The 25,569-nt window shown below is 70.4% G+C and carries 28 protein-coding genes and 1 tRNA gene; 11 read left to right on the top strand and 18 right to left on the bottom strand.

Translation table 11 applies throughout. The features are described from left to right. Positions 1-66 precede the first annotated feature (66 nt). From rpoN to IAI58_RS02870, 8 genes are all read right to left on the bottom strand, one after another. Positions 67-1,554: an RNA polymerase factor sigma-54 gene (rpoN, locus tag IAI58_RS02905; RefSeq protein ID WP_207447150.1), complete on the bottom strand. Its 1,488-nt coding sequence runs from the start codon at positions 1,552-1,554 to the stop codon at positions 67-69. A 60-nt stretch (positions 1,555-1,614) separates the two neighbouring features. Then, the gene (gene lptB, locus IAI58_RS02900; protein WP_207447365.1) at positions 1,615-2,388 is read right to left on the bottom strand and encodes an LPS export ABC transporter ATP-binding protein; all 774 of its coding nucleotides are present in this window, start codon (positions 2,386-2,388) and stop codon (positions 1,615-1,617) included. A gap of 41 nt (positions 2,389-2,429) precedes the next feature. Next, complete coding sequence (locus tag IAI58_RS02895) at positions 2,430-3,419, bottom strand: LptA/OstA family protein (protein ID WP_207447152.1); 990 nt, start codon at positions 3,417-3,419, stop codon at positions 2,430-2,432. Beyond that, on the bottom strand, positions 3,419-4,117 hold the full coding sequence (lptC, locus tag IAI58_RS02890; protein WP_207447154.1) for an LPS export ABC transporter periplasmic protein LptC: 699 nt from the start codon (positions 4,115-4,117) through the stop codon (positions 3,419-3,421). Before lptC ends, IAI58_RS02895 begins: the two co-directional genes overlap by 1 nt. A gap of 227 nt (positions 4,118-4,344) precedes the next feature. Next, positions 4,345-5,013 carry a ribonuclease D gene (locus IAI58_RS02885; RefSeq protein ID WP_207447156.1) on the bottom strand — a complete coding sequence of 223 codons (669 nt, stop codon included), beginning with the start codon at positions 5,011-5,013 and terminating at the stop codon, positions 4,345-4,347. A 52-nt stretch (positions 5,014-5,065) separates the two neighbouring features. Further along, positions 5,066-5,149: transfer RNA gene (locus tag IAI58_RS02880), tRNA-Leu, on the bottom strand. 379 nt (positions 5,150-5,528) lie between these two features. Next, positions 5,529-6,581: a murein transglycosylase A gene (mltA, locus tag IAI58_RS02875; protein ID WP_207447158.1), complete on the bottom strand. Its 1,053-nt coding sequence runs from the start codon at positions 6,579-6,581 to the stop codon at positions 5,529-5,531. Next, a complete protein-coding gene (locus IAI58_RS02870) occupies positions 6,578-7,234 on the bottom strand; it encodes a Tim44/TimA family putative adaptor protein (protein WP_207447160.1) in 657 nt (218 codons plus the stop codon). The genes mltA and IAI58_RS02870 overlap by 4 nt, the downstream gene beginning before the upstream one ends. A 140-nt stretch (positions 7,235-7,374) precedes the next feature. On the opposite strand from IAI58_RS02870, the gene IAI58_RS02865 reads away from it, so the two are divergent. From IAI58_RS02865 to murJ, 3 genes are all read left to right on the top strand, one after another. Further along, complete coding sequence (locus IAI58_RS02865) at positions 7,375-7,941, top strand: histidine phosphatase family protein (protein WP_207447162.1); 567 nt, start codon at positions 7,375-7,377, stop codon at positions 7,939-7,941. Positions 7,942-8,004: 63 nt separating this feature from the next. Beyond that, on the top strand, positions 8,005-8,511 hold the full coding sequence (secB, locus tag IAI58_RS02860; RefSeq protein ID WP_207447164.1) for a protein-export chaperone SecB: 507 nt from the start codon (positions 8,005-8,007) through the stop codon (positions 8,509-8,511). A gap of 294 nt (positions 8,512-8,805) precedes the next feature. Further along, the gene (gene murJ, locus IAI58_RS02855) at positions 8,806-10,347 is read left to right on the top strand and encodes a murein biosynthesis integral membrane protein MurJ (RefSeq protein WP_207447166.1); all 1,542 of its coding nucleotides are present in this window, start codon (positions 8,806-8,808) and stop codon (positions 10,345-10,347) included. A 239-nt stretch (positions 10,348-10,586) separates the two neighbouring features. Here murJ and gshB read toward each other — a convergent pair whose 3' ends face one another. Next, positions 10,587-11,534, bottom strand: a complete 948-nt coding sequence (gshB, locus tag IAI58_RS02850; protein ID WP_207447168.1) for a glutathione synthase — start codon at positions 11,532-11,534, stop codon at positions 10,587-10,589. Between the two features lie 163 nt (positions 11,535-11,697). Between gshB and IAI58_RS02845 the strand changes: the two genes are divergently transcribed. The 3 genes from IAI58_RS02845 to dnaQ are packed head-to-tail and all read left to right on the top strand — an operon-like array spanning position 11,698 to position 13,833. Continuing rightward, positions 11,698-12,534, top strand: coding sequence for a shikimate dehydrogenase (locus IAI58_RS02845; protein ID WP_207447366.1), 837 nt, complete (start codon positions 11,698-11,700; stop codon positions 12,532-12,534). A 4-nt stretch (positions 12,535-12,538) separates the two neighbouring features. Then, positions 12,539-13,138, top strand: a complete 600-nt coding sequence (coaE, locus tag IAI58_RS02840; RefSeq protein WP_207447170.1) for a dephospho-CoA kinase — start codon at positions 12,539-12,541, stop codon at positions 13,136-13,138. After that, positions 13,138-13,833, top strand: coding sequence for a DNA polymerase III subunit epsilon (gene dnaQ, locus IAI58_RS02835; RefSeq protein ID WP_207447172.1), 696 nt, complete (start codon positions 13,138-13,140; stop codon positions 13,831-13,833). The genes coaE and dnaQ overlap by 1 nt, the downstream gene beginning before the upstream one ends. Before the next feature lie 195 nt (positions 13,834-14,028). Here the strand turns inward: dnaQ and IAI58_RS02830 are convergent, their stop codons facing one another. Continuing rightward, positions 14,029-15,705: an MFS transporter gene (locus IAI58_RS02830; protein WP_237182405.1), complete on the bottom strand. Its 1,677-nt coding sequence runs from the start codon at positions 15,703-15,705 to the stop codon at positions 14,029-14,031. A 442-nt stretch (positions 15,706-16,147) separates the two neighbouring features. Between IAI58_RS02830 and IAI58_RS02825 the strand changes: the two genes are divergently transcribed. The 3 genes from IAI58_RS02825 to IAI58_RS02815 all read left to right on the top strand — a co-directional run bounded on the left by IAI58_RS02825 (position 16,148) and on the right by IAI58_RS02815 (position 17,872). Continuing rightward, positions 16,148-16,531: a hypothetical protein gene (locus tag IAI58_RS02825; protein ID WP_207447176.1), complete on the top strand. Its 384-nt coding sequence runs from the start codon at positions 16,148-16,150 to the stop codon at positions 16,529-16,531. A 90-nt stretch (positions 16,532-16,621) separates the two neighbouring features. Then, positions 16,622-17,107 (top strand): MarR family winged helix-turn-helix transcriptional regulator, encoded by a 486-nt coding sequence (locus IAI58_RS02820; RefSeq protein ID WP_207447178.1) that lies wholly within the window; start codon positions 16,622-16,624, stop codon positions 17,105-17,107. A gap of 27 nt (positions 17,108-17,134) precedes the next feature. Next, positions 17,135-17,872, top strand: coding sequence for a class I SAM-dependent methyltransferase (locus tag IAI58_RS02815; protein WP_207447180.1), 738 nt, complete (start codon positions 17,135-17,137; stop codon positions 17,870-17,872). Between the two features lie 291 nt (positions 17,873-18,163). Here IAI58_RS02815 and cmk read toward each other — a convergent pair whose 3' ends face one another. Beyond that, a complete protein-coding gene (gene cmk, locus IAI58_RS02810) occupies positions 18,164-18,805 on the bottom strand; it encodes a (d)CMP kinase (protein WP_207447182.1) in 642 nt (213 codons plus the stop codon). A gap of 2 nt (positions 18,806-18,807) precedes the next feature. Further along, positions 18,808-20,178 (bottom strand): 3-phosphoshikimate 1-carboxyvinyltransferase, encoded by a 1,371-nt coding sequence (aroA, locus tag IAI58_RS02805; RefSeq protein ID WP_207447184.1) that lies wholly within the window; start codon positions 20,176-20,178, stop codon positions 18,808-18,810. Positions 20,179-20,297: 119 nt separating this feature from the next. On the opposite strand from aroA, the gene IAI58_RS02800 reads away from it, so the two are divergent. Then, positions 20,298-20,612 carry a TIGR02300 family protein gene (locus tag IAI58_RS02800; RefSeq protein WP_207447186.1) on the top strand — a complete coding sequence of 105 codons (315 nt, stop codon included), beginning with the start codon at positions 20,298-20,300 and terminating at the stop codon, positions 20,610-20,612. A 162-nt stretch (positions 20,613-20,774) separates the two neighbouring features. On the opposite strand, the gene hisA is transcribed toward IAI58_RS02800, so the two are convergent. The 6 genes from hisA to IAI58_RS02770 are packed head-to-tail and all read right to left on the bottom strand — an operon-like array spanning position 20,775 to position 24,603. Then, positions 20,775-21,500, bottom strand: coding sequence for a 1-(5-phosphoribosyl)-5-[(5-phosphoribosylamino)methylideneamino]imidazole-4-carboxamide isomerase (gene hisA, locus IAI58_RS02795; RefSeq protein ID WP_207447188.1), 726 nt, complete (start codon positions 21,498-21,500; stop codon positions 20,775-20,777). A gap of 5 nt (positions 21,501-21,505) precedes the next feature. After that, complete coding sequence (locus IAI58_RS02790) at positions 21,506-22,081, bottom strand: GNAT family N-acetyltransferase (RefSeq protein WP_207447190.1); 576 nt, start codon at positions 22,079-22,081, stop codon at positions 21,506-21,508. Further along, a complete protein-coding gene (hisH, locus tag IAI58_RS02785; protein ID WP_207447192.1) occupies positions 22,078-22,731 on the bottom strand; it encodes an imidazole glycerol phosphate synthase subunit HisH in 654 nt (217 codons plus the stop codon). Before hisH ends, IAI58_RS02790 begins: the two co-directional genes overlap by 4 nt. After that, positions 22,728-23,117 carry a DUF2628 domain-containing protein gene (locus tag IAI58_RS02780; protein WP_207447194.1) on the bottom strand — a complete coding sequence of 130 codons (390 nt, stop codon included), beginning with the start codon at positions 23,115-23,117 and terminating at the stop codon, positions 22,728-22,730. Before IAI58_RS02780 ends, hisH begins: the two co-directional genes overlap by 4 nt. After that, the gene (gene hisB / locus IAI58_RS02775; RefSeq protein ID WP_207447196.1) at positions 23,117-23,734 is read right to left on the bottom strand and encodes an imidazoleglycerol-phosphate dehydratase HisB; all 618 of its coding nucleotides are present in this window, start codon (positions 23,732-23,734) and stop codon (positions 23,117-23,119) included. The genes IAI58_RS02780 and hisB overlap by 1 nt, the downstream gene beginning before the upstream one ends. A 56-nt stretch (positions 23,735-23,790) precedes the next feature. Continuing rightward, positions 23,791-24,603 carry an alpha/beta hydrolase gene (locus IAI58_RS02770; RefSeq protein ID WP_207447198.1) on the bottom strand — a complete coding sequence of 271 codons (813 nt, stop codon included), beginning with the start codon at positions 24,601-24,603 and terminating at the stop codon, positions 23,791-23,793. A gap of 127 nt (positions 24,604-24,730) precedes the next feature. Here IAI58_RS02770 and IAI58_RS02765 point away from each other — a divergent pair, with 127 nt between their 5' ends. Continuing rightward, complete coding sequence (locus IAI58_RS02765; protein ID WP_207447199.1) at positions 24,731-25,567, top strand: VOC family protein; 837 nt, start codon at positions 24,731-24,733, stop codon at positions 25,565-25,567. The last annotated feature ends 2 nt before the right edge of the window (positions 25,568-25,569 follow it).

Raw genomic sequence — 25,569 nt, 5'->3', positions numbered from 1 at the left:
GGGCTGTCGTCTGGCGCGAGGCTCGCGCCTGCGGCCGCCAGCGGCTTGGCGCCGACCCGCTCCGGATCAGGCCGGGACGGCCTTCTCCCGTTTGCGCTGCACAGAGGAAGGGATGCGCAGCGCCTCGCGATATTTGGCCACCGTCCGACGGGCGATGTCCACACCTTCTCTCTTCAACATGGCGACGATCGCGTCATCTGAAAGGATGTCATCAGGGGATTCTGCATCAACCATTGCACGAATCCGATGGCGGATGGCTTCGGCGCTGAAAGTTTCGCCATCCGTTCCGCCGATCGCCGTTGTGAAAAAATACTTAAGCTCAAAATTGCCGCGCGGCGTTGCGATGTATTTGTTGGCGGTGACGCGGCTGACGGTGGATTCGTGCATCTCCACAGCCTCCGCCACGTCGCGCAGGATCAGCGGGCGCAGGGAACTGATGCCGTGGCGGAAGAAGCCGTCCTGCCGCCGCACGATCTCGGCCGAGACCTTCAGGATGGTCTGTGCGCGCTGCTCCAGGCTCTTCACCAGCCAGTTTGCGCTCTGCAACTGCTCGGTCAGGAAGGCCCGGCACTCCCGCGAGGCGCCGACCTGCGCGCGGGCATGGAAGCCGCGGTTGATCAGCACGCGCGGCAGCGTCTCCGGATTCAGTTCCAGGATCCAGTCGCTCTCGCCATCCTCGGTGGTGATCGGCGCGGGGCGCATCAGCACATCCGGCACCAGCGCGGGGGTGGGGTCCTGGTCGAAGCCGGCGCCGGGCTTGGGGTCCAGCCGCTTCAGCTCGGCCACCATATCCGCCAGGTCCTCGGCATCGACGCCGCAGGCGCGCATCAGGCCGCGCATGTCGCGCCGGGCCAGCATCTCCAGATTCTCCAGCAGCGCGGCCATGGCCGGGTCCAGCCGGTTGCGCTCCGCCAGCTGCACGGCGAGGCATTCGGCCAGGTCGCGGCAGAACATGCCCACCGGTTCGAAGCGCTGCATGCGCGCGCGGATGGCAGCCACGCGCGCCACCTCGCAGCCCAGCGCCTCGGCGATGCTCTCATCCGGCACCGCCAGGCGCCCGGCGCCGTCCAGCAGCGCGATCAGCTGCGCCGCGATCAGCCGCTCGGCGGGATCGGAGAAACTCAGCCGTACCTGTTCCGCCAGTTCCTCACGCAGGTTGCGGGGGCGCTCGACCGCCAGTTCCTCGATGCCACGCTCATCCAGCTCGAAATCGGCGCGGCCGCCGCGGGCGGGTGCCTCGCTGTCATAGACATTGCTCCAGTCGCCGATATCCAGCGGCGCGGAATCCTCCGGCGGCATGGTGGCGGCGGTGGTGCTCTCGAAGCTGTCGCGGGGCGGGGCGACGGCCGGCGGCAGATCGGGTGCCAGAGCCTCCTCCGGCACCTGGCCATTCCCCTCGTCGCGTTCCAGCAGCGGGTTCCGCTCCAGCTCCTCCTCGACGAAGGCGCTGACCTCCATGTTGGAGGATTGCAGCAGCTTGATGGCCTGACGCAGTTGCGGCGTCATCACCAGCGACTGGGTGTGACGCAGGTCGAGGCGGGGCCCGATGGCCATGGTGGGACCTAGAGGACGGAGTTGCGGGGGGCCACGGACGAAAGGCGCGGCCGGCCCACGTTAGAGGCTGAAACGCTCGCCCAGATAAACACGGCGAACTCCCTCATGCGCCACGATGTCCTGCGGCGTACCTTCCATCAGCACCTGCCCGTCGTGCAGGATGTAGGCGCGGTCGATGATCTCCAGCGTCTCGCGCACATTGTGGTCGGTGATCAGCACGCCGATGCCGCGGTTCTTCAGATGCTTCACCAAGTCGCGGATCTCGCCCACCGCGATGGGGTCGATGCCCGCCAGCGGCTCATCCAGCAGGATATAGGCGGGGTGGGTGGCGAGAGCGCGGGCGATCTCGCAGCGCCGCCGCTCACCGCCCGAGAGCGCGAGCGCCGGCGCGCGGCGGAGATGGGAGATGCCGAATTCGGTCAGCAGCTCGTCCAGCATCTGCTCCCGCCGGGCGCGCTGCGGCTCCACCACCTCCAGCGCGGCACGGATATTATCCTCCAGGCTGAGGCCCCGGAAGATGGAGGCCTCCTGCGGCAGGTAGCCGAGGCCCATGCGGGCGCGCCGGTACATCGGCAGGGTGGTGACATCGTGCCCGTCCATGAAGACGCGGCCTTCATCCGGCCGCACCAGGCCGGTGATCATGTAGAAGCTGGTGGTCTTGCCGGCGCCATTGGGGCCGAGCAGCCCCACCGCCTCGCCCCGCTTCACGCTGAGCGAGACGCCGCGCACCACCGGCCGCTTCTTGAAGCGCTTGCCGAGGCCGACGGCGACCAGACCGCCATCGCCCGGCACCACCTTCAGGCTGGGCGTGGTGCTCGCGGGCGTGGCGGTCATCTGGTCGGCGCTCACCTGGTCGGCGCTCACCTGGTCCGCGCTCACCGGGGCTGCCCCCCTGTGCGCGGCTGAGCGCCGGGCACGCGCAGCGAGTCCTGGCTCTGCTGGTTGGGGATGATCAGGCCCTGCACCCGTTGCCCGGGCGTGGCGACCAGACGAGCGACCCCACTCCGCATGTTCACGATGGCTTCCTGACCGTTCAACTGATTCTCGCCCCGGGTGATGCGTACGCCGCCCAGCAGCCGGGCCATGCCGGTGAGCGTGCTGTAGACGCCGCGGTCGCCGCGCACGACTTCCTGCGGCGTGCGGATCTCGACATTGCCGAAAGCTTCCACCCGCTCCAGCTTGCTATCGGCGCCGGGCACGTTGCGGGCGCCGCCGGGCGTGGTGGCCGTGGCCTGGCGCTGCGGCGCCGGCGGGGCGGTCTGGCCCTCCGGCAGAAAATAGCCCACCAGCGTGTCGGCGGAGATGCGGCGGTTGTCCTCGGTCTCCACGACGGCGGCGCCGCGCGCGACCGCCATGCGCTTGGCCGGCCAGTATTCCATGCTGTCCCGCGCCGTCAGCGTGTCGCCGGGCGTGGTCAGCTTCAGGTTGCGGCCGGTCAGCACCATCACGCCCTGATCCATGTCATAGACGGCGCGGTCGCCCACGGCGCGGTCGGTGGCCGAGCTGATGCGGACATTGCCCTCAGCCTCGATCCGCCAGATCTCGTTGCCGCCGCTCGGCCCCTCGGCCAGCGAGCCTGAAGGAGCGGGGTTGGCGGGCTGGGCCGCGGGCTGGCCGGCGCGGGGGCGGTAACGGGCGATCAGCCGGTCGCCCTCCAGCGTCACCCCCTCGCGGATGGCGCGGGCATCGCCGCGGGCGATCACCGCCTGCTCGTTCTGCCGCCACTCGATGCCGTCGGTGGAGGTGATGTCCACCGGCCCACCCTTGGTCATGTCCAGGCCCTGGGCGCGGGGCGTGGCCGCCGGCAGCGCCAGCAGCCCGGCCAGCAGCGCCAGCGCTAATGGACGATGGAAGCCCGGCATCATCACTTGCCCTCCAGCACGGCATGGCTGCGGCCGGTGAAGATCATCACCTGACCCCGCTCCAGCAGGCGGAAACCCTCGCTCTCGATCGTGCCGAAGGGCCCCTGCGCGGCGGTCGCGCTGTCGCTCTTCGCCTCGCCGGCATGGATGTCGATATGGGCTGCCTCGGTTTTCATGGTGGTGCCGTTGTCGTGCCAGAGCGTCACATTGCCCTGAAGGTCCAGCAGGTTCTTGGGGCGGTCATACTCACCCTCCCGGGATTCCAGCAGCATCCAGGCGCCATTGGTCAGCAAGATGTCGGCGCGCGGGTTGGTGAGGTCGATCAGCCCGCTCTGGTCCTGCTGTTGCACGGCGGAATCGGCGGTCAGGTTATAGGGGCGGTTCTGTTCGTCCACGCCCTGGTAGCGGGCGCCGGAGATCCGCATCGCCTCGGCCTCCGTCTGCGTCGCGCGGCGGAAAGCCATGCGGCCGCGATCGGCCGCGCCGTCGATCTCCGGCCAGAGGGCGATGGCGGAAAGCAGGGCCAGCGCACCGAGCGGCAGCAGCAGCTTCGCCAGGCGAACGGCCACCCGCCGGCGCATCATGGCGCCGGCGCTGACCTGCACCCGGGCGCGGGAGGGCAGCATCGTCCGGCGTGTGGCGGCGCCACGCTCGATACCAGGAGCGGCCAGCGCATCGCGTGGCGGGAAGGGCAATGTCATGCGGCAGGGCCATGGGGCTGCGCCGCCTGGCGCGCCAGGCCCTGCTCCGGTGCGTCGGACAGCCAGGGAAAGGCACGCCAGGATGGCAAGCCAGACTGAAGAAGGAAGAACCTCACGCCCTCATGTATGGGGTTGCACCCCGGGCGGGTCAACGCAGGATGTCAACCGCCCTATCAAAAATCATGCCAGACCTGCGCCACAATTCCGTGGGTGGTATGGTATTTATCTTAATGAGCGAAGATATCCGGGTCGTCATAGCCCAACAGGTCCAACTGGCCCCGCGCGGGCAGGAAGCGGAAGCAGGCCTCGGCCAGTTCCAGCCGGCCCTCGCGGCGCAGCAGCCCTTCCAGCCGTGCCCAGAGCGCGTGCAGATGCAACACGTCCGAGGCCGCATAGGTCAGCTGTTCCGGCGTCAGCTCCGCCGCGCCCCAGTCGGAACTCTGCTGCTGCTTGGAGATATCGACTCCCAGCAGATCCCGCAGCAGGTCCTTCAACCCGTGCCGCTCGGTGAAGGTGCGGACCAGCTTGGCGGCAATCTTGGTGCAGCGCACCGGCGCCACCTCCACCCCCAGCGCCTGCCGCAGGATAGCCACGTCGAAGCGCGCGAAATGGAAAAGCTTGATCTGGTCGGGGTTGGCCAGCAGCCGCTTCAGGTTGGGGCAATCGGCCCCGCGCCCGCCCAGCGCTTCCGGCACGATCTGCACGCAATGCGCCGTGCCGTCGCCAGCGGATAACTGCACGAGGCAGAGCCGGTCCCGGTGCGGGTTGAGACCCATGGTCTCGGTATCCACCGCGACGACGGGACCGAGGTCCAGCCCATCCGGCAGGTCATGTCTGTGCAGCTTGATCATGGTGCCAGCCAAGGAAGAAAGTGGCGCGAAAAGGGTGCGTCCCATTCCCGCATTCCCGATCTTCCAGCCCATCCACCCTGACGAGGGGGAGGGAAAATGCCCAGGAAAGGACTCGAACCTTCACGACCTTGCGGTCACTGGCACCTGAAGCCAGCGCGTCTACCAATTCCACCACCTGGGCAAGGGGGCGAATACGCCGTGTGGCGTGGAGCGGGCTTTTATGGGGGCGGAGGCGGCCCGTCAACAGGCGGCGCGAAAAAATCTGCAGGGGTCGTGGTCGGGGCGTGACCGGAGAGGGCGCCGCCCTCTCCGGACCTCTCCCGCCGGGGTGACAGTGTCACCCCGGACCCCGCCATCTGCTTTGTGCTGAGTGTCACGATGGGGCGTGCCGGAGGTCGATGACCTCCGGCGACTGACGCCCTGGCCCGTGTGGCCTTTTCAAAGATATTGCATGCGCTGGGGTGCCGAAGCGCCCGGCGAATTCGAAGCGGGGCCCGGAGTGGACTCTCCACCCCGGCGGGGGGGCAGAGGGGGCGGCGCCCCCTCTGGCCCGCAGCCCGTCATTCCGCGCGCGGCACCAGCACGAAGAGTTCCGCCTTCTCCTGCATCGGCCCGGCGGCAGCCGCGGCCTCATCTCCCCACCCCCAGAACAGGTCCGCGCGGGCGGGCCCCCGGATGGCACCACCAGTATCCTGGGCCAGCACCAGCCGGCGCAGGGGCTGGCGGGTCAGCGGGTGGTGCGTGACGATCCAGACCGGGCTGCCGAGCGGGATTTCCGTCCGGTCCACGGCGATGGAGCGCAGGGGCGACAGGGGCACGCCCTGGGCGCCGGTGGGGCCCTGATCGGCGCGGGCCGGCACGTCCCGGAAGAAGACATAGGAAGGGTTCTGGTCCATCACCGCCCGGGCGCGTTCCGACCCGGCGGCTTCCAGCCAGGCGCGGATGCTCTGCATCGAGACCTTGTCGCGGGGGATCTCGTTCTTCTGCACCAGCACGCGGCCGATGGGGACATAGGGCCGTCCGTTCTGCCCATCGAATCCCACGCGGCTGATGCTGCCATCGGGCAGCAGGATGCGGCCGGAGCCCTGGATCTGCAGGAAGAAGCGGTCCACGGGATCGGCCAGCCAGAGCAGGGCGGGGCGGTCCTGGGCCTCGATGGCCGCGCGGTCGGGGTAGGGTTCCAGCCTGCCGCCCCGCACGAGGCCGGCGATGCGGCGCCCCATCAGGTCTGGCGCGAAGCGGCCGAGATCGACCTCCACCAGATCGGCGGGGCGGGTATGCAGGGGGATAGGATAGGCGGCGGAAGGGGCGGTGGCGCCGCGGATCTCCGGCTCGTAATAGCCGGTCATCAGCCCCTCGCCGGCCCGGCGGAGGGTGAAGTTCCGCTCGAAGAAGGCGCGGGCGGCGGCGTGGTCGCCCGGAGGCAGGCCGGCGGCCTCGGCACAGAGGGCGGCGGGCAGGGCGGGCGGGCGGCAGCCGGCCAGGAAGGGCGGCAGGGCCTCGGCCAGCCTGTCATCGGCCCAGCCGGGCAGTTCGGCAGGGTGCTGCGGCGGGGGAGGGGTGCAGGCCGCCAGCCCCCAGAGCAGGGCGGCGGCCAGAGCCGGGCGGATCAAACCGCGCCGGTGCCCACCAGCTTCCAGGACGGGTCGCTGTTGCGGAGGTCGCGCTGGAAGGTCCAGAGGTCGACGATCTCCGTCACGCCGTCATGGCCGGACACCACGGAGCCATCCGCCGCCGTGGTCATGTTGACCTGGTCGGAGACGATGCGGACCGTGATCTCGGCGATGGAGCCGCGCAGGTCGGCGGCCTCGATCACCATGTCCTGCACGTTGCGGATCTCGGTGCGCTGCCGCTCATTGGCCGTCTCGCGCGCCGTGATGGCCTGCTCGAAGCCCGCATAGGTCTCGTCGGAGAGCAGGTTGCGCAGCGTCGCGCGGTCGCCGGCGGCGAAGGCCTCGACGATCATGCGGAAGGCGCCCTCGGCGCCGCCCAGGAAGAGAGCAGGGTCGAAGCTGCCATCCTGGGCCTGGATACGCGCCAGACCCTGGCCGGCGGGGCTGCGCGCATCCGGCACGCCCCGCGGGGGGGCGGCGGGTACGGCCTCGGGCACCGGGCGCAGGTCCGGCAGCGGCGCATCGGCAGCGCCGGCCTCGCGCGGCGGGCGCTCATAGCCCTGGCGGCGGCCCAGCACGCTGCGCAGCCGCAGCACCAGGAAGGCCGCGACCATGGCGAACAGGATCAGATCGACCGGAAAGGCGCCGGACATTGCAATCTCCTCATCTTTCGTCACTTAGGACGCGCACCCCTCCGCCGCAACGGCTTCGCGCGCCGCCAGGCCCGATTCGTCAGCCCGGACTGGCCCCGGAGGGCCTGATCTGCTCTATCCTTGGCAAGCGAGGAGTTGCCATGATCCTGCTGCGCCACGGCCAGAGCGAATTCAACCTGCATTTCACCGCCACCCGGCGCGACCCCGGCATCAAGGACCCGCGGCTGACCGAGCTGGGCCACCAGCAGGCGGAGCACGCCGCCGAGGCCCTGCTGGAAGAGACCGGCGGCGGCATCCGCCGCATCATCGCCAGCCCCTATACCCGCGCCATGCAGACGGCGGCCCCCCTGGCGCGCCGTCTGGGCCTGCCCGTGATCATCCAGCCCCTGGTGCGGGAGCGATACGCCTTCGCCTGCGACATCGGCTCTCCCCGCACCACCCTTGCCCTGGAATGGCCGGAGCTCGACCTCTCCCATATCGACGAGGTCTGGTGGCCCGCCATCGAGGAACCCGCCGACCAGGTGGAAGGCCGTGCCCGGCTGTTCCGGCAGGAGATGGCGGCGCTGCCGGACTGGAACCAGACCGTGGTCGTCTCCCACTGGGGCTTTATCCTCTCCATGACCGGTCAATCCGTCACCAACGGCCAGTGGCTGCGCTGCGATCCCACCGCGCCTGGTCCTGAAGCGGTCAACTGGAAGCATTCCTGACAGCACGCGCGGCGCGTGCTACCCCGCGCCCCCGAGCTCCATCCGCATCCCTGCGAGGCCCCGATGTCCGAGACCCAGAACCCCACCCCGAACGGCGCTCCCAACGGCGGCGCCGCGCAGCCCACCGGCCCGCTGGTGATGAACCTGCAATATACGAAGGATCTCTCCTTCGAGGTGCCGGGCGCGCCGGAGATCTTCACGACCCTGCGGGAGCAGCCGCGCATCGACCTGTCGCTGGACGTGCAGGCACGCCCGCTGCAGGAAGGCGGCAATGTCTTCGAGGTGGCGCTGCAGATCCGCGCCGATGCCAAGGCGCATGACCAGACCGCCTTCATCGCCGAGCTGGTCTATTGCGGCATCTTCACCCTGAACGTGGAGCCGCAGATGGTGGAGCCGCTGCTGCTGGTGGAATGCCCGCGCCTGCTCTTCCCCTTCGCCCGCAACATCCTGGCCGATGTCACCCGCGACGGTGGCTTCCCGCCCGTGCTGCTCTCCCCCATCGACTTCGTGGCACTGTGGCAGAGCCGCCGTGGCGCGCAGACGGCGGGCGCGCCGGCCGCGAACGCCTGAGGGCAGGGACCAAGGGTAGGGACCAGGGGGGGCGTCGCCCCCTCTGGACATGGCCCGCGGGGTAACAGCGTCACCCCCGGCACCGTTATCCGTTCCGGCACCTCCGGCGACTGACGCCACAGCCCGCGCTGCCTCCGGGCATTGGCAACCTTAGGTCCGGGTGCCCGCCCTGACGGCTGAGGCATAAAACCCGAAGCGGGGACCCGGGGCGGGCTGGCCGTCCGCTCCGGCGGGGTTCCCCAAGGGGGGCGGCGCCCCCTTGGCCGCGCGCGGCAACCAGCAGATCGAGACAGCATGTTCCGCAATATCCTGACCATCGGCGGCTGGACCTTTGCGAGCCGCATCCTGGGCTTCGTGCGGGACGTGCTGATCGCCGCCTTCCTGGGCGCCGGCCCGGTGGCCGATGCCTTCTTCCTGGCTCTGCGGCTGCCCAACATGTTCCGCCGCCTTTTCGGCGAGGGTGCCTTCAACGCCGCCTTCGTCCCCGCCTTCACCGCCGCGCTGACGCTGGACGGCCCCGCCAAGGCCCGCATGCTGGCCGAGCGGATGTCCACGCTGATGACCCTCTGGCTCTCCCTGCTGGTGGTCATCGGCATGATCTTCATGCCCCAGCTGATGGCGGTGCTGACCCCCGGGCTGGTGGATGAGCCGCTGCGCTTCAACCTGGTGGTGGAACTGTCGCGCATCACCTTCCCCTATCTGATCTTCATCTGCCTGACCGCCCTGGTTTCCGGCGTGCTGAACGCGGCGGACAAGTTCGCCCTGGCTGCGGGGGCGCCGCTGCTCTTCAACCTCTGCGCCATCGTCTCCCTCTTCGCGCTGTCGCCCTTCGTGGCCACGCCGGCGCATGCGCTGGCCTGGGGCACCACGATCTCCGGCGTGCTGCAGCTGATCCTGGTGGTCTGGGCCTGCCACAAGGTGGGGCTGGGCTTCCGCCTCATCTCCTTCCCCAAGCTGACCGAGGATACGCGGCAGGTGCTGCGGCGGATGGTGCCGGGCGTGCTGGGCGCCAGCGTGACGCAGCTGAACCTCGCCATCGACATGTTCATCGCCTCCTGGCTGCCGGCCGGCGCCATCAGCTACCTGAACTATGCCGACCGGCTGGCGCAGCTGCCGCTGGGCGTGGTGGGGGCGGCGATGAGCACGGCGCTGCTGCCCCTCCTCTCCCGCCAGCTGCGGGCGGGGCAGGCGCTGTCCGCCCACCGCAGCATGAACCGGGGCATCGAACTTTCCCTCGCCCTGACCCTGCCCGCCGCCATCGCCCTGATCGTGGCGGCCGAACCCATCATCGCCGTGCTGTTCCAGCGTGGCGCCTTCACCGCCGACAAGGTGGCGCAGACGGCGCCGGCCCTGGCCGCCTATGCCTTCGGCCTGCCCGCCTTCGTGCTGATCAAGTCCCTCGCCCCCGGCTTCTTCGCCCGTGGCGACACTGCCACCCCGGTCAAGATCGGCATCGCGACCGTGGTGCTGAACCTCTGCCTCAACCTCGCCCTGACGCCGACGCTGCACCATGTCGGCATCGCCCTGTCCACGGCCCTCTCCTCCTGGGCCAATGCCGGGCTGCTGGCGCTGGTGCTGGCGCGGCGCGGACAGTGGGTGGCCGACCGCCGGCTGCGCCGCAATGCCTGGCGGCTGCTGGGCGCGGCCATCGCCATGGGCGCGATCCTCTGGGCGCTGGAAGCCCTGATCTTTCCGGCCAGCGGGCTCTGGCGCTTCGTGGGCCTGGGCGTGCTGGTGACGATGGGCCTGGTCAGCTACTTCGGCGTGACCGTCGCCCTGGGGGCCTTCGACCCACGCGAGTTGCTGCGGCGGCGCCGGCGCAAGGTGGCGGCGTAAGGGCCAAAAGGGGGCGCTGCCCCCTCTGGATGCCCCCCCGCCGGGGTGGAAACTCCACCCCGGACCCCGCTTCGAATCCGCCGGGGCTTCGGTGCCCAGGTGCGGCGCCGGTCGCCGGAGGTCATCGACCTCCGGCGCGCCCCACCGTGACACTCAGCACAAAACAGATGGCGCGGTCCGGGGTGACACTGTCACCCCGGCGGGAGAGGTCTGGAGGGGGCAGCGCCCTCTCCGGTCAATCAGGCGCGCTTGGCCTCGATCGCATCCCAGATGGCCTTCTCCAGGTGCACGCCATCGAAGCGCGCGATTTCCTGCAGCCCGGTGGGGGAGGTGACGTTGATCTCGGTCAGGTAGTCACCGATCACGTCGATGCCGACGAAGATCAATCCGCGCTTCTTCAGTTCCGGCCCGATGCGGGCGCAGATCTCCTTGTCGCGCTCGCTCAGCGCGATCTGTTCCGGCCGTCCGCCCACATGCATGTTGGAGCGGCTCTCGCCCGCCGCCGGCACGCGGTTGATGGCGCCCATCGGCACGCCGTCCACCAGGATGATGCGCTTGTCGCCTTCCCGCACGGCGGGGACGTATTGCTGGATCATCAGAGGCTCACGGGATTTCTCCGCGTAGAGTTCCAGCAGGGCGTTGAGGTTGCCGTCCTCCGGCCGCAGGTGGAAGACGCCTGCGCCGCCATTGCCGAAGAGCGGCTTGACGATGATGTCGCCATGCTTCTGGCGGAACTTGCGCACTTCCAGCGGGTCATGGGTGATGATCGTGTCCGGCATCAGCTCCGGAAACTGCATCACGAAGAGTTTTTCGGGCGCGTTCCGCACGCTGGCGGGGTCGTTCACCACCAGGGTCTTCGGGTGGATCATCTCCAGGATATGGGTGGCCGTGATATAGGCCATGTCGAAGGGCGGGTCCTGGCGCATCAGCACCACGTCCATGGTGGAGAGGTCGACCTCCCGCGCCTCGCCCAGCGTGTAGTGGTTGCCCTTCTCCCGGCGCACCTCGACCGGCTGCATCCGGGCGAGCACGCGCCCGGCCGCCAGGGTCAGGTCCTTGACGTGGTAGTGCCAGAGCGTGTGGCCCCGCGCCTGCGCCTCCAGCATGAGCACGAAAGTGCTGTCGCCATCGATATTGATGCTGTGGATCGGGTCCATCTGGACCGCGACCTGAAGGGGACGCGTCATGGGTGTCCTCGTGAGTTCTCGTCGGATGCAGTGGTGGCATCGCGGGCGACAGATTGCCAGAGGGGAGGAGGCATGGGGGCAGGCCGGTGCCGTGACAGGCGGAAGTCCGGGGGCAGGCCGGTTGACCCAATGCCCGCCGCACAGGATTGATGGCGGCATGACGATGATCTCCGGCAAGGCCAAGCTGGCGGGTGTGCTTGGCTGGCCCGTCTCCCATTCCCGTTCCCCGCGCCTGCATGGCTTCTGGCTGCAACGGCATGGGATCGACGGCGCCTATCTGCCGCTGCCCGTGGAATCCGGGGATTTTCCGGACGCCGTGCGGGCGCTGGCGAAGCTGGGCTTCCGCGGCGCCAATGTTACCATCCCCCATAAGGAGGCCGCTTTCGCCCTCTGCGACGAGGTGGACCAGGCCGCCCGCCGCATGGGCGCGGTGAATACGCTGGTCTTCCGGGAAGGGCGCATTCTCGGCAGCAATACCGACGGTTTCGGCTTCCTGGAAAGCCTGGCCGAGCAGGCGCCGGGCTGGGCGGCCACCGACGGCCCCGCCGTGCTGGTGGGGGCCGGGGGCGCGGCCCGTGCCATCGCCGCCGCGCTGCTGGATGCGGGCTGCCCCCGCCTGACCATCGTCAACCGCAGCCCGGCGCGCGCCGAGGCGCTGGCACGGGCCCTGGGCGGCCCGGTGGAGGTCTCCACCACCCCGCCGCTGGAAGGCGCCGCGCTGCTGGTCAACAGCACCAGCCTCGGCATGGCCGGCCAGCCACCGCTGGAGATCGACCTCTCGCCGTTGCCAGCCCAGGCGGTGGTGGCCGATGCCGTCTATGTGCCGCTGGAGACGCCGCTGCTGGCCGCCGCCCGCGCCCGTGGCCTGCGCGCGGTGGATGGGCTGGGCATGCTGCTGCACCAGGCACGGCCGGGCTTCGCCGCCTGGTTCGGCATCATGCCGGCGGTGGATGCGGAACTGCGGGACTTCGTCTCCGCCGATATCCCGAGGACGGCCTGAGCACATGCGGATCTGGGGCCTGACGGGCGGCATCGGTATGGGCAAATCCACCGCCGCCCTGGTGCTGCGCCGCCGCAACGTCCCGGTCTTTGACGCCGATGCCACCGTGCATGCCCTGCAGGCGCGCGGCGGCCGCGCCGTGGCGCCGATCGGCCATGCCTTTCCCGGCAGTATCCGCGACGGCGCGGTGGACCGAGAGGCGCTGCGCCGCGCCGTCTTCGGCAACCCCGCCGCCCTGCGCCGGCTGGAACGCATCGTCCATCCGCTGGTCCGCGCCGAGGAGCGCCGCTTCCTGGCCGCCGCCCGCCGCCGGGGGCGCCCCCTGGCGGTGCTGGACATCCCCCTGCTGTTCGAGACGGGCGGCGAGCGGCGCTGCGATGCCGTGCTGGTCGTCTCCGCCCCCGCGCCGGAGCAGCGCAAGCGCGTGCTGCGGCGCCCGGGCATGACGCCGGAGCGCCTGGCCGCCATCCTGGCGCGGCAGACACCGGACCGGCTGCGCCGCGCCCGCGCGGATCACCTGATACGCACCGGCCTCTCGCGCCATAACACCCGCCGGCAGATCCTGGCGCTGCTGGACCACCACGCCTTTCCGGAGACACGCTGATGAGCCGCGCCCTGGTGCTGGACACCGAAACCACCGGCCTGGACCCCGCGACCGGCGACCGCGTGCTGGAAGTGGCGGCGGTGGAACTGATCAACCTCGTCCCCACCGGCCGTCATTTCCATGTGCTGATCGACCCCGAGCGCGACGTGCCGGAGGAAGCCGCCCGCGTGCATGGCTTCACGCGGGAGATGCTGATCGGCAAGCCCAAATTCCCCGAGATCCTGCCGGGGCTGCTGGAGTTCCTGGGCGACGACCCGGTGGTGGCGCATAACGCGGTCTTCGACTTCAACTTCCTGGACCATGAGTTCAGGCGCGCGGGCGCCCAGCCCATCCCGCGCAGCCGCATGGTCGATACGCTGGTGCTGGCCAAGAAGCGCTTTCCCGGCCTGCCCAACAGCCTGGACGCGCTCTGCCGGCGCTATGGAATCGACAATTCCATGCGCACCTCGCACAACGCGCTGCTGGATGTGCAGCTGCTGGCGCAGGTCTATCTGGAACTGATGGGCGGCAAGCAGCCGGGGCTGGAACTGGCCACGGCGGCGCGCGGCGGCAGCAGCGCGGGCCCGGTGCTGCTGGATGCCGCCCCGGTCAACCGCACCCCGCGCCCCATCCTCCCCCGCGAGGAGGAACTGGCCGCGCATGCGGCCTTCCTGAAGAAGGTGAAGGAACCGCTCTGGACGACGCTGGCGGAGTGAGGCCGGGAGAGGGCAGCTTCCTCTCCAGGCTCTCCCGATCGGGGCGGATCGCCTGATCGGGTGAAGACGCCGCCGGAATGACGGGCCGGGACGGTTGTAGCGCGCCGGGGCGGGCGGAAGCCGTTCTGGCATTCCTCCGTCCCGGCAGCCTCGCCGTGGCGAAGGTCCAGGGAGCACCGCTCCCTGGACCCGCTGTCATGGGCGCGAGGGCCGTGCCGCCGCCGTGGCATGCGCCAGACCCTGGCTGGTATCTTCCGCGAAGATGTCGCGGTCCTTGGTTTCCGGCACGAAGAAGGCGCCGATCACCACCGTCGCCAGGGCGATCACCACCGGGTACCAGAGGCCGTAATAGACATCGCCCGTCTGGGCGATCATGGCGAAGGAGGTGGCCGGCAGCAGGCCGCCGAACCAGCCGTTGCCGATATGGTAGGGCAGCGACATGGAGGTGTAGCGGATGCGGGTCGGGAAGAGTTCGACCAGCGCCGCCGCGATCGGGCCGTAGACCATGGTGACGTAGATCACCAGCAGGGTCAGGACCAGGATGCTGACGGCCACCTGTTCCCGGAAGATATCGAAGGGACTCGACATCTTCACGACGGAGGGGTTGGAGGCCGCCGGATAGCCCGCCGCCGTCACCGCCGCGCCCAGCGCCTGGGTGAAGTCCGGTGTATTGGCGGGGATGCTGGCCTGGCCGATGCGGACCGTCGCGACGCTGCCGGGGGCCGCGTCCTCGACCGAGTAGTTCACCGAGAGCCGGGCCAGCGCCGCCTTGGCGATGTCGCAGCTATTGGTGAAGCGCGCGGTCCCGACCGGGTTGAACTGGAACGAGCAGTCGGCCGGGTCGGCCTGCACCACCACCGTGATGTCGCGGTGCGCGGCGTGCAGCGCCGGGTTGGCCTCGGCGCTCAGCAGCTTGAAGAGCGGGAAATAGGTCAGCGCCGCCAGCAGGCAGCCGCCCAGGATGATGGGCTTGCGGCCGATCTTGTCCGAGAGCCAGCCGAAGAGCACGAAGCCGCCGCAGCCCAGCAGCAGCGCCCAGGCGATCAGCAGGTTGGAGGTATAGCCATCCACCTTCAGGATCGAGTTGATGAAGAACAGGGCGTAGAACTGGCCGGTGTACCAGACCACAGCCTGCCCGGCGACGAGGCCGAACAGCGCCAGGATGGCGACCCTGGCGTTCTTCCACTGGCCGAAGGCTTCCGTCAGTGGTGCCTTGGACTGGGTCCCTTCCTCCTTCATCTTCTTGAAGGCCGGGCTTTCCTGCAGCTGCATGCGGATCCAGACGGAGATGCCCAGCAGCAGGACGGAGAGCAGGAAGGGTATGCGCCAGCCCCAGTCGAGGAAGGCTTCCTCGCCCAGTGCCGAGCGGGTGAAGAGGATGATCAGAAGGGAGAGGAAGAGGCCGCCGGTCGCGGTGATCTGAATGAAGCTGGTGTAGAAGCCGCGGCGGCCACGCGGCGCATGCTCGGCCACATAGGTGGCGGCGCCGCCATATTCGCCGCCCAGCGCCAGCCCCTGCAGGCAGCGCAGCACGATCAGGATGATGGCCGCGGTGATGCCGATCTGGTCCGAGGTCGGCAGGATACCCACCAGGAAGGTCGAGACACCCATGATCAGGATGGTGACGAGGAAGGTGTATTTGCGCCCGACCAGGTCGCCCAGCCGGCCGAAGACCAGCGCGCCGAAGGGGCGCACCAGGAAGCCCGCCGCGAAGGCGAGGAGGGCGAAGATATTGCGGGTGCCCTCGGGGAACTGGCTGAAGAACTTGGCGCCGATGATGACCGCCAGTGACCCGTAGAGATAGAAATCATACCACTCGAAGACAGTCCCGAGGGAGGAGGCCAGGATGACCTTCCTCTCCTCCCGCGTCATGGGCCGGTTAGCGGCGCCTGAAGTTGGGATCGCGGATGGCATTGGTTGAACGATGTCCCTGCCCTGCCCAGGGCGCCAACGAGGCCCTGGGCGCTGTTGACGGTCGTTGATCGCCCGCATCTGCGGCGGGTCCTGGGCCGCCTCTGCCGAAGCGCGGGCGGGTGGCCGGAGCAAGTGTGGCAATGCTCGGGGGGCCGTGGAATCATGGAAGCGGGAACTGGCCAATTATCACGAATTTGTGATACCGACCCCATTACAAGGACGCCTGCCCGCAACGGGCAAAAGGCATTTTCGCCCCAGGGGCGCCTGCAACGCTTCCTCTGCCCGCAAGTTGGCCCATATGATCAGGATACAGAACGCCCGCGCATGCCGCACGGCGCGTGGGGGTGAGCGACCGTCGCGCCTCCACCGGGTCGGCGGGGTGGCGGCAGAGGGGCCCGCGATGGATACGCTCCGCAATCTTGCCGACTACACCATCCGGCGCGCCATGGCTTGCGCCGGACTCGGCATCGCCATGGTCATGTTCATGCTGGCGGCAAGGCCACTGCTGGCGCTGCAGAGCGGCGCCCTGCTGACGGCGGCGCTGTGGCTTGGCATGTGGGCGGCGGCGCTGCGCCTGCCACGGATGGACCTGCGCGGCACGCGGCTCTGGCCCGTGCTGGCCGGGGAAAACGCGCGCCGGCTGCGTAACCCCGAGGGCCGGCGGCAACTGGCGGCGATTCTGGCCGAGCGGCTGATGTGGCATGCCGACCGCGCCGGCCTCGCGGCACTGGGCCTGGGCGGATTGACACTGGCGATCTTCGGCTACCGCTCCCTGCCCGGCTGAGTGGAGCGGGCGCATTGTCCGCGCTGGCCGGTTGACGCATTCCCTCCCGTTGCCGATGGTGCAGGTGAGCCAGGGCAGAGGAGGCAGAGCATGGGCCATTCGCAGCTCACCATCATGCCCGCCGGACAGGCGGAGGACAGCCCGCGCGCCCCTATGCCCCCGGGTTACCGACTGGACGAATCGGTCGGGCACCTGCTGCGCCGCGCCCATCAGCGCCATGCCGCGCTGTTCCAGGACCGCGGCGCCGTCAGCGGCCTGACTCCCACCCAATTCGCCACCCTGCTGCGGCTGGCCGAACTGCGCACCGCCACCCAGAACGCGCTCGGCCGCGCCGTGGCGCTGGACCCCGCCACCATCCAGGGGGTCGTCGCCCGGCTGCGCGACCGGGGGCTGGTGGATACGGGGCGAGACCCGCTGGACCGCCGCACCGTCGTGCTCTCCCTCAACGAGGTCGGGCATGCCGCGCTCGCCGAGGCGGTGCGCCAGGGCAGCCAGGCCAATGAGCGTCTGCTGGCCCCCCTGACCGCCGAGGAACGCCGGCAGTTGATCCGCCTGCTGCGGCGCCTGCTGGGCTGACGGCGCGTTCGGGCTTAGGATCGGGCCATGACCCAGACCACCGATTTCGGCTTCCGCACCGTCGACCGTGAGGCCAAGGCCTCCATGGTGCGCGAGGTCTTTGACAGCGTCGCGCCCAAATACGACGTGATGAACGACCTGATGTCGCTGGGGCTGCACCGCGCCTGGAAGCATGCCTTCGTCGCCGCCATTGGCGCCGGCCCCGGCGACACGCTGCTGGACCTGGCGGCCGGCACCGGCGACGTCGCCTTCCTGGCCAAGAAGCGTGGCGCCGGCAAGGTCATCCTGGCCGATATCAACGCCTCCATGCTGAGCGTCGGCCAGGGCCGCGCCTTGCAGAAGGGGCTGGCCGAGGGCCTGGAATTCGTCTGCTGCGATGCCGAGAAGATTCCGCTGCCTTCGGGCAGCGTCGAGCGCGTCTCCATGGCCTTTGGCCTGCGCAACTGCACCGACAAGGACGCGGTGCTGCGGGAGGGCTTCCGCGTGCTGCGGCCGGGCGGGCGGATGTGCGTGCTGGAATTCTCCAGCCTTGAGGTCGAGGCCCTGAAGCCGCTCTACGACACCTGGTCCTTCAAGGTGCTGCCCGCCATCGGCGCAAAGATCGCCAAGGATGCCGAGAGCTACCAGTATCTGGCCGAGAGCATCCGCATGTTCCCGGACCAGCCGACCCTGGCCGGCATGATGGAGCGCGCCGGCTTCGAGCGGGTGAAGTGGCAGAACCTCTCCGGCGGGATCGTGGCGATCCATACGGGGTGGAAGTTCTGACGGGGTGAAGGCCAGGGGCCCTGCCCCTGGAACCCCGCCGGGGTGGAAAGTCCACCCCGGACCCCGCTTCGAGCTTGCCGGGCGCCTCGGCACCCCGGCGCGGCGCCGGCCGCCAGCGCATTCAATATCTTTGAAAAGGCCACACGGCCCGAGACGTCAGTCGCCGGAGGTCATCGACCTCCGGCGGAACGACCACGCCAAAAGTTCCAGACGGATGGTGGGGTCCGGGGTGACACTGTCACCCCGGCGGGAGAGGTCCGGAGAGGGCAGCGCCCTCTCCGGCGCCCCCCTTTAGAAGGACTGCCCAAGCTTCTCCGTCACCACTGCCAGGGCGCGCGCGAAGGCCGCCTCGGCATCCAGTTCGGTGGTGTCGATCAGCACGGCGTCATCGGCCGGCTTCATGGGCGCCACGGCGCGGGCGGCGTCCTGTTCGTCGCGGGCGCGCAGCTCGGCCAGCACCTGGGCCCGGTCGGCTTCCATGCCGCGCGCGGCCAGTTCCAGCCAGCGGCGGCGGGCGCGTTCCTCGGCGCTGGCGGTGACGAAGAGCTTCACGCGCGCATCGGGGAAGACCACGGTGCCGATGTCGCGCCCGTCCAGCACCGCGCCGTTCCGGCGGCCGAAGTCGCGCTGCCAGTCCAGCAGGGCGTCGCGCACGGCGGGCTGGGCGGCGACGGCGCTGGCGGCCTTGTCGGCATCCGGGCCGCGCAGGTCGCCGCGCTGCAGGTCGGCGTGGTCCAGGCCACGGGCGGCGGCCTCGGCGGCGGCGGGGTCGCGCGGGTCGGCCCCGGCATCCAGCACGCGCCGGCCGGTGGCGCGGTAGAGCAGCCCGGTATCGAGATAGGACAGGCCCAGATAGGCGGCCAGCCGCCGGGCCAGCGTGCCCTTGCCGGCGGCCGCGGGGCCGTCGACGGCGATGACGGGAGGCGTGGCCATGCTCACTCCACCGGGCCGATGGGGCTGCCCCCGGCGGCGCCGTTCATCAGCGCCGCGAAGCCGGGGAAGGAGGTGTCGATGAAGCGGCCGTCATCCACCGTCACCGGCGCCTCGGAGGCCAGGCCCAGCACCAGTGCGCTCATGGCGATGCGGTGGTCCATATGGGTGGTGACGAAGCCGCCGCCGGCAGGCGGCCGGCCATCGCGACGCAGGATCAGGTCGTCGCCTTCCACCTCGGCTGTCACGCCATTGGCGGCCAGCAGGGCGACGGTGGCGGCCAGGCGGTCGCTCTCCTTCACCCGCAGTTCCTTCAGCCCGCGGAAGCGGCTGGTGCCGCTGGCGAAGGCGGCGGCGACCGCCAGGATCGGGTATTCGTCGATCATGGAAGGCGCGCGCTCGCCCGGCACGTCCACGCCGCGCAGCGGGCCATGGGTGGCGGTGATGTCGCCCACCAGCTCCCCGCCCTCCAGGCGCTCATTGGTCACGACCAGATCGGCGCCCATCTCGCGCAGGGTGGTGAAGAGGCCGGTGCGAAGCGGGTTCAGCCCCACGCCCTCGACCGTGAGCGAGGAGCCCGGCACCAGCAGCGCCGCCGCCAGCGGGAAGGCGGCGGATGAGGGGTCGGCCGGCACATGCACCGGCGCGGCGGTCAGTTCCGGCTGGCCCTCCAGCTCGATGATACGGCCATGGCCCTGATGCTCCACCCGCACGGTCGCGCCGAAATGACGCAGCATATTCTCGGTATGGTCACGGGTGGCCTCCGGCTCCTCCACCCGCGTGGTGCCGCGGGCGCAGAGCCCGGCCAGCAGCACGGCGGATTTCACCTGGGCGGAGGCCACGGGCAGGCGGTAGTCCAGCGGCAGCGGCTCGGCCGCGCCCTCGATCGCCAGCGGCAGGCGACCGCCAGTGCGGCTGGTGAAGCGTGCCCCACTGGCGGAGAGCGGGTCCATCACCCGCTTCATGGGGCGGGAGCGGAGCGAGGCATCGCCCGTCAGCACCGCGAAGATGGGATGGCCGGCGATCAGGCCGGCGATCAGCCGCGCGCCGGTGCCGGAATTGCCCATGTCCAGCACATCGGCCGGCTCCAGCAGCCCGCCGATGCCACGGCCGGCGACCTGCCAGTGGCCTTCGCCCAGGCGCTCCACCGTGGCGCCCAGGGCGCGCATGGCGGCGGCTGTCCGCAGCACGTCCTCGCCTTCCAGGAGGCCGGTGATCTCGGTGCGGCCGACCGCCAGCGCCCCGAACATCAGGGCGCGGTGGCTGATGGATTTATCCCCCGCCACGCGCAGGCGGCCGGTCAGGCCCCGGGCGGGTCGGGTGGCACGAAGCGGCAGGGCGGGGCTGGCGTGTTCCACGCTGGCTGGGTTCGACATGGCTTGCGGGGTTTGACATGGCCCCATGTGCGTGGCAATGCGCGGCCTTGCCTTGCGGCCGTCCGCACTTCTGCGGCCACGCGGCCGCCCCCTTCATCGTCTGCGGGAATTCCACGCCAATGGCTAAGCCCGAACTGGGTATGAAGCGTACCTGTGTCGCCTGCGGCGCCAAGTTCTACGACCTCACGAAGCAGCCGGCCGTCTGCCCGAAATGCGGCACGGAACAACCGGCCGAGCAGCCCCGGCCGCGCCGCGCCGCCCTGCCGGTGGAGGAGAAGCTGAAGAAGCGCCCTGTCCCGGTGGATGCCGATACCGACGATGTCGAGATCGAGGACGTGGACGCGGACGAGGCCTTGGAAGACGCCGAGGAACTCGACGACGCCGAGGACGAGCTGGAAGTCGAGGTCGAAACCGATCGGGACGAAGAGAACTGATCGGAAAAGCCAGGGGGTCCCGGCCCCCTGGCCTCGGGCTTCAGCCTGCGCGGTTTTTTTCCAGATTTTCCGGATGCGCTTCGCGGCCCGGGCCGCGAAGCCTCGCGTAACAGCGAATCGGGGTACGGGACGGGCTGGAGGGGCAACGCCCCTCCGTCGCGCTCAGCCCCGGGACGCCGCCAGGGCCGCTTCCGCCGTCAGCCGCCCGTCATAAAGGGCGCGCCCGATGATGGTGCCGGCCACGTTGCCCGCCGCCATCAGCGCCGTGATATCCTCCACCCCCGCGACGCCGCCGGAGGCGATGACCGGCGTGGTCAGCCGCGCGCCGAGCGCGCTGGTGGCCGCCACGTTCACGCCGCCCAGCATGCCGTCGCGGTCGATATCGGTATGGATGATGGCCGCGGCCCCCGCATCCTCGAAGGAGAGGGCGAGGTCGAGGGCGGAGGTGGTGCTGGTCTCGGCCCAGCCCTCGGTGGCCACCATGCCGTCGCGCGCGTCGATGCCGACCGCGACCTGGCCGGGGAAGGCGCGGCAGGCCTCCCTGGCGAATTCCGGATTCTTCACCGCCGCCGAGCCGAGGATGACGCGGGCGATGCCGCGCTTCAGCCAGGCCTCGACGGTGGCCATGTCGCGGATGCCGCCGCCAAGCTGCACCGGGCATGCCGTGCTGGCCAGGATGCGCGTGACGGCCTCGGCATTGGCGGGCCTGCCGGCGAAGGCGCCGTCCAGGTCCACCACATGCAGCCACTCGAAGCCCTGCTGCGCGAAGGCGGCGGCCTGGGCGCCGGGATCCTCGGCATAGGTGGTCGCCTGATCCATGTCGCCGCGCTTCAGGCGGACGACCTTTCCGCCCTTCAGGTCGATGGCGGGGTAGAGGGTGAAGGCCAAGTCGGTCAGCCCTTCTCGCTAGGGGCGCGGATATCCAGCGCGCGGCCGCGCAGCGGTTCCAGCAGCTTGTAGTAGTAGTGGCCCGCGACGGTCTGGCCGCGCACCCGGGCATAGGCGGGGTGGGTGCCCCAGCGGGTATAGCCCATCGCCTCGAACAGGGTGATGGCGGTGGTCTGCGTCTCCCGCACATCCAGGTTCAGCACGCGGTGGCCGAGGGCAGAAGCGCGTTCCTCCACCCGCCGCACCAGCAGCCGCGCCAGCCCGTGGCCGCGCGCATAGGGCGCGATATAGGCATGGGTCAGCTGGGCGGCGAAGGACTGCGCCTCGTTGTTGCGCGGCGGGCGCAGCAGCTGGGCGGAGCCCACCGGCACGCCATCCAGCTTGGCGATGAACAGCTCGATGGCCGGGACCAGCAGCACACCACGGAAATGGCGTGTCAGTGCCTCCCGGCCCTGGGGTTCCACCCAACCGAAGCCGCCCCCTTCGATGATGGCGGCATCGGTGGCCTCGCAGAGATCGGCCAGCTCGCTGTCGGGGAGGGACTCGATGCGCTCGACGAGCAGGGCGTGGGTGACGCTCATGGCCGCCAGGCCAGGAAGTTGGCGAGCATGCGCAGGCCGACGAACTGGCTTTTCTCGACGTGGAACTGGGTGCCGAACATATTGTCCCGTCCGATGGCGGCGACCACAGGGCCGCCGTAATCCGCAGTTGCGAGGATTTCCTCAGGCCTGCCGCCGGCCAGGGCGTAGGAGTGCACGAAATAGGCATGGTCACCCGGCTCCAGCCCCGCCAGCACGGGGTGACTACCGGGGACGAAGCGCAGGGCGTTCCAGCCCATCTGCGGCAGCGGCAACGGGGCGCCGCCGGCATCGCGAGGGTCCATCGGCGCCATCTCGCCCCGGATCCAGCCGAGGCCGGGGGTGGTGCCGTGTTCCAGCCCGCGCTCCACCATCAGCTGCATGCCGACGCAGATGCCGAGGAAGGGGATGCCGCGCCGGGTGACGGCCTCGTCCACCGCCTCGACCATGCCGGGCATCAGGTCCAGCCCGCGCCGGCAGGCGGCGAAGGCGCCCTGTCCGGGCATGACGATGGCATCGGCTCCGGCCACGGCCTCGGCCCGCGTCTCCACCGCGATCTCGGCCCCGCTGCCGCTCTCGCTGGCGGCGCGGCGCAGCGCGCGCAGGACGGAGGCCAGGTTGCCCGAGCCGGGATCGACCACCGCGACCTTCATGCCATCGCGCTCCGCGCCAGATCGGGCCGGGCGTGCAGGGCGCGCAGCAGCGCGGCCTCGGCATCGCGGGCGACCACCACGCCGCTGACGGGCAGGCCGCGCCTGGCCAGGGACCAGCGGCGGATATCCTGCGCCTGCAGCCCGATCAGGAATTGCGCGGCGGCGGCGGCATAGGGCAGCACATCGCCCGGCAGCAGGAAGGCCGCCAGGATGGAGAGGGCGATGTAGATCGCCAGCGGCAGCCAGAGCCGATGCGCCAGGAACCAGACCGGCGGCAGCAGCGCGGCGAGGAGGGAAAAGCCCTCCGGCACCAGCTCCGGCAGGCGGGCCGGACGGGTGGAGGGGACGGAGGAGGGCGGCGGCGCGTGCAGGGTGAAGCGGCGCATCACGCCTCCAGCACGCCCTTGGTGGAGGGGATGGCGCCGGCGGCGCGCGGGTCCATCTCCACCGCCATCCGCAGGGCGCGGGCCAGGGCCTTGAAGCAGCCTTCCGCGATGTGATGCGCGTTGCTGCCGGCCTTCTGGGTGACGTGCAGGGTGATGCCAGCGTTCATGGCGAAGGCCCGGAAGAATTCCTCGAACAGCTCGGTATCCATCTCGCCCACCTTGTCACGCGGGAAAGTGGCGCTCCAGGCCAGAAAGGGCCGGCCGGAGATGTCGATGGCCGCTTCCACCAGGGCCTCGTCCATTGGCACCAGGGCCTGGCCGTAGCGGCGGATGCCGCGCTTCTCGCCCAGCGCGCGCTTCACCGCCTGGCCAAGCACGATGCCGACATCCTCGGTGGTGTGGTGGAAGTCGATATGCAGGTCGCCCTTCGCCTCGATCTCCATGTCGATGAGGCTGTGGCGGCTCAGTGCCGTCAGCATATGGTCCAGGAAGCCGATGCCGGTGGCGATCCGCGCCGCGCCGCTGCCATCCAGGTCGATGCGGATGCGGATCTCGGTCTCGCTGGTGCTGCGGGCGATCTCGGCGGTCCGGGGGGCAGGGGCGATGGCGGGCTGCATGGGGGCTTCCTAGACCCAGGCCCCGCGGATCGCCAGGGGGTATGCCCTTCCCCCGGTCAGAGGCGCCGCAACCAGTCCAGCAGCCGGGCGGCCAGCCGGGGCCAGCCGGGTTCCAGCATCATCAGGTGCCCCATGCCCGGCATGAACTCGGCCGTAGTGCCATGCCAGAGCGCGCAGCGGTGCACCGCATCGGGCGGGATCAGCCGGTCCTCCCCGGCACCGAGCACCAGCACGGGGCGGCCATGCAGCCAGCCATGCGGCACCGGCTGCGGCCCCTGCGCCTCCAGCAGCGCGGCACGGGATTCGCCGCCCATCTGCGCCAGGTAGCGCTGTGCCTGCCCGGCCGGCATCTCCGGCCCGAAGAGGCTGCCGGCCAGCGCGGGATCGGCCTGCCCGGCGGGGGCTTCCATCCGCACCGCCTCGGTCCAGAGGCTGGGATCGGTCAGGGCGAGGCGGGTGCTGGAGAACCAGAGCCCCTCGGGCGGCACGGGCGACAGCAGGGCCGCGCCGCGAATGGCGGGCTCCAGCAGCAGCCGCTGCGCCACCAGCGCGCCCAGCGAATGCCCCACCAGCACCACCGGCCGGCGCTCCGGGCCGGAAAGGGCATCGACCGCCGCGCGCGTCTGGGCCACGTAGTCGCCCAGCCCGGCTGCCTGCCCCTCCTCCGTCTGCCGCAGGAAGGGCAGGGCCTCGACGGCGAAGCCCGCATCGGCGCAGGCCCCGGCGAAACCCTGCTGCCAGACCCATTCGCCACAGGCGGCGCCATGCAGGAAGAGGAGGGCGGGCGATGCGGCCGCGCGCGCGGACCTGTCTCGTGGGAGTGGGCTGTCCGGCATCAGCGGGGAGGAGGGCGGGTCATATGGCGCCATGCTAGGGGCGGGCGATGCGGGCAGCCAGCCCGCAGGTGTCATTGATGCCGCCAATATCCACCGTTTCCAGCCGGCATTTCCCTTTTGCCCCGCGCCATCCCCATCTGGGCGGCGAAGGATGCCATCCATGACCGAGACCACCCCCCTCTCCGCCAGCAGCGTCACCCTGGCGGTGCGCGACCTGACCGGTGTCGCGAGCTTCTACCAGCGCCTGCTGGGCCTCACCCCGCGGCCCGGCCCGGCGGGGCAGCTCAACCTGGCCGCCGGCGGCCAGCCGCTGCTGCATCTGCGCGCCGCGCCCGAAGCCAGGCCGGAAAGCGGCCGGGAGCCCGGCCTGTTCCACACCGCCTTCCTCATGCCGGACCGCAAGGCCCTGGCCGGCTGGCTGCACCACGCGGCGGAGCTGGGCCTGACGCTGCAAGGCGCCTCGGACCACGGCGTCAGCGAGGCCATCTATTTCTCCGACCCCGAGGGCAATGGCATCGAGGTCTATGCCGACCGTCCCCGCGCCGCATGGCCCGCGCCGGGCGACGGGCAGGCCATCGGCATGTTCACGCGCCGTCTGGACCTGCCCGCGCTGATGGCGACGGCGGCCGGGCGTGGCCCCACGGATGGCCTGCGCATCGGCCATGTGCATCTGCGTGCCCATGACGTGCCGGCGGCGGAAGCCTTCTATGCCGCGCTGGGCCTGGAGGTGACGCAGCGGATACGGGGCGCCAGCTTCCTCGCCACCGGCGGCTACCACCACCATGTCGCCGTCAATACCTGGGCCAGCGGCGGCGCGCCGCGCCGGCCGGCCGGATTGTCGGGGCTGCTGGAGATGGAGCTGCGCGCGGCGGACCAGGCCAGCTTCGACCATGCGGCCGAGGCCCTGCGCCGGGCTGGGGCGGTGCTGGAGGAAGCGCCGGGGATGCTGCGGGCGGAGGACCCTGCGGGGCTGGGGCTGCGGCTCTCCCTGACCTGAGG

The organism is Roseomonas marmotae, from assembly GCF_017654485.1.
GTDB lineage: Bacteria > Pseudomonadota > Alphaproteobacteria > Acetobacterales > Acetobacteraceae > Pseudoroseomonas > Pseudoroseomonas marmotae.
The sequence above is the reverse complement of the archived record's forward strand: the minus strand, read 5'-3'. Positions and strand labels throughout refer to the sequence as shown.

Coding starts and splice junctions, on each gene's coding strand:
- coaE (WP_207447170.1), top strand. CDS start 12,539: ATGCGGATCTGGGGCCTGACGGGCGGCATCGGTATGGGCAAATCCACC.
- IAI58_RS02870 (WP_207447160.1), bottom strand. CDS start 7,234: ATGTCCGGCGCCTTTCCGGTCGATCTGATCCTGTTCGCCATGGTCGCG.
- IAI58_RS02800 (WP_207447186.1), top strand. CDS start 20,298: ATGGCTAAGCCCGAACTGGGTATGAAGCGTACCTGTGTCGCCTGCGGC.
- hisH (WP_207447192.1), bottom strand. CDS start 22,731: ATGAAGGTCGCGGTGGTCGATCCCGGCTCGGGCAACCTGGCCTCCGTC.
- IAI58_RS02845 (WP_207447366.1), top strand. CDS start 11,698: ATGATCTCCGGCAAGGCCAAGCTGGCGGGTGTGCTTGGCTGGCCCGTC.
- IAI58_RS02815 (WP_207447180.1), top strand. CDS start 17,135: ATGACCCAGACCACCGATTTCGGCTTCCGCACCGTCGACCGTGAGGCC.
- IAI58_RS02820 (WP_207447178.1), top strand. CDS start 16,622: ATGGGCCATTCGCAGCTCACCATCATGCCCGCCGGACAGGCGGAGGAC.
- IAI58_RS02790 (WP_207447190.1), bottom strand. CDS start 22,081: ATGAGCGTCACCCACGCCCTGCTCGTCGAGCGCATCGAGTCCCTCCCC.
- rpoN (WP_207447150.1), bottom strand. CDS start 1,554: ATGGCCATCGGGCCCCGCCTCGACCTGCGTCACACCCAGTCGCTGGTG.
- IAI58_RS02825 (WP_207447176.1), top strand. CDS start 16,148: ATGGATACGCTCCGCAATCTTGCCGACTACACCATCCGGCGCGCCATG.
- hisB (WP_207447196.1), bottom strand. CDS start 23,734: ATGCAGCCCGCCATCGCCCCTGCCCCCCGGACCGCCGAGATCGCCCGC.
- IAI58_RS02895 (WP_207447152.1), bottom strand. CDS start 3,419: ATGATGCCGGGCTTCCATCGTCCATTAGCGCTGGCGCTGCTGGCCGGG.
- aroA (WP_207447184.1), bottom strand. CDS start 20,178: ATGTCGAACCCAGCCAGCGTGGAACACGCCAGCCCCGCCCTGCCGCTT.
- IAI58_RS02770 (WP_207447198.1), bottom strand. CDS start 24,603: ATGGCGCCATATGACCCGCCCTCCTCCCCGCTGATGCCGGACAGCCCA.
- IAI58_RS02765 (WP_207447199.1), top strand. CDS start 24,731: ATGACCGAGACCACCCCCCTCTCCGCCAGCAGCGTCACCCTGGCGGTG.
- lptC (WP_207447154.1), bottom strand. CDS start 4,117: ATGACATTGCCCTTCCCGCCACGCGATGCGCTGGCCGCTCCTGGTATC.
- IAI58_RS02830 (WP_237182405.1), bottom strand. CDS start 15,705: ATGACGCGGGAGGAGAGGAAGGTCATCCTGGCCTCCTCCCTCGGGACT.
- IAI58_RS02885 (WP_207447156.1), bottom strand. CDS start 5,013: ATGGGACGCACCCTTTTCGCGCCACTTTCTTCCTTGGCTGGCACCATG.
- secB (WP_207447164.1), top strand. CDS start 8,005: ATGTCCGAGACCCAGAACCCCACCCCGAACGGCGCTCCCAACGGCGGC.
- murJ (WP_207447166.1), top strand. CDS start 8,806: ATGTTCCGCAATATCCTGACCATCGGCGGCTGGACCTTTGCGAGCCGC.
- IAI58_RS02865 (WP_207447162.1), top strand. CDS start 7,375: ATGATCCTGCTGCGCCACGGCCAGAGCGAATTCAACCTGCATTTCACC.
- dnaQ (WP_207447172.1), top strand. CDS start 13,138: ATGAGCCGCGCCCTGGTGCTGGACACCGAAACCACCGGCCTGGACCCC.
- lptB (WP_207447365.1), bottom strand. CDS start 2,388: ATGACCGCCACGCCCGCGAGCACCACGCCCAGCCTGAAGGTGGTGCCG.
- cmk (WP_207447182.1), bottom strand. CDS start 18,805: ATGGCCACGCCTCCCGTCATCGCCGTCGACGGCCCCGCGGCCGCCGGC.
- gshB (WP_207447168.1), bottom strand. CDS start 11,534: ATGACGCGTCCCCTTCAGGTCGCGGTCCAGATGGACCCGATCCACAGC.
- IAI58_RS02780 (WP_207447194.1), bottom strand. CDS start 23,117: ATGCGCCGCTTCACCCTGCACGCGCCGCCGCCCTCCTCCGTCCCCTCC.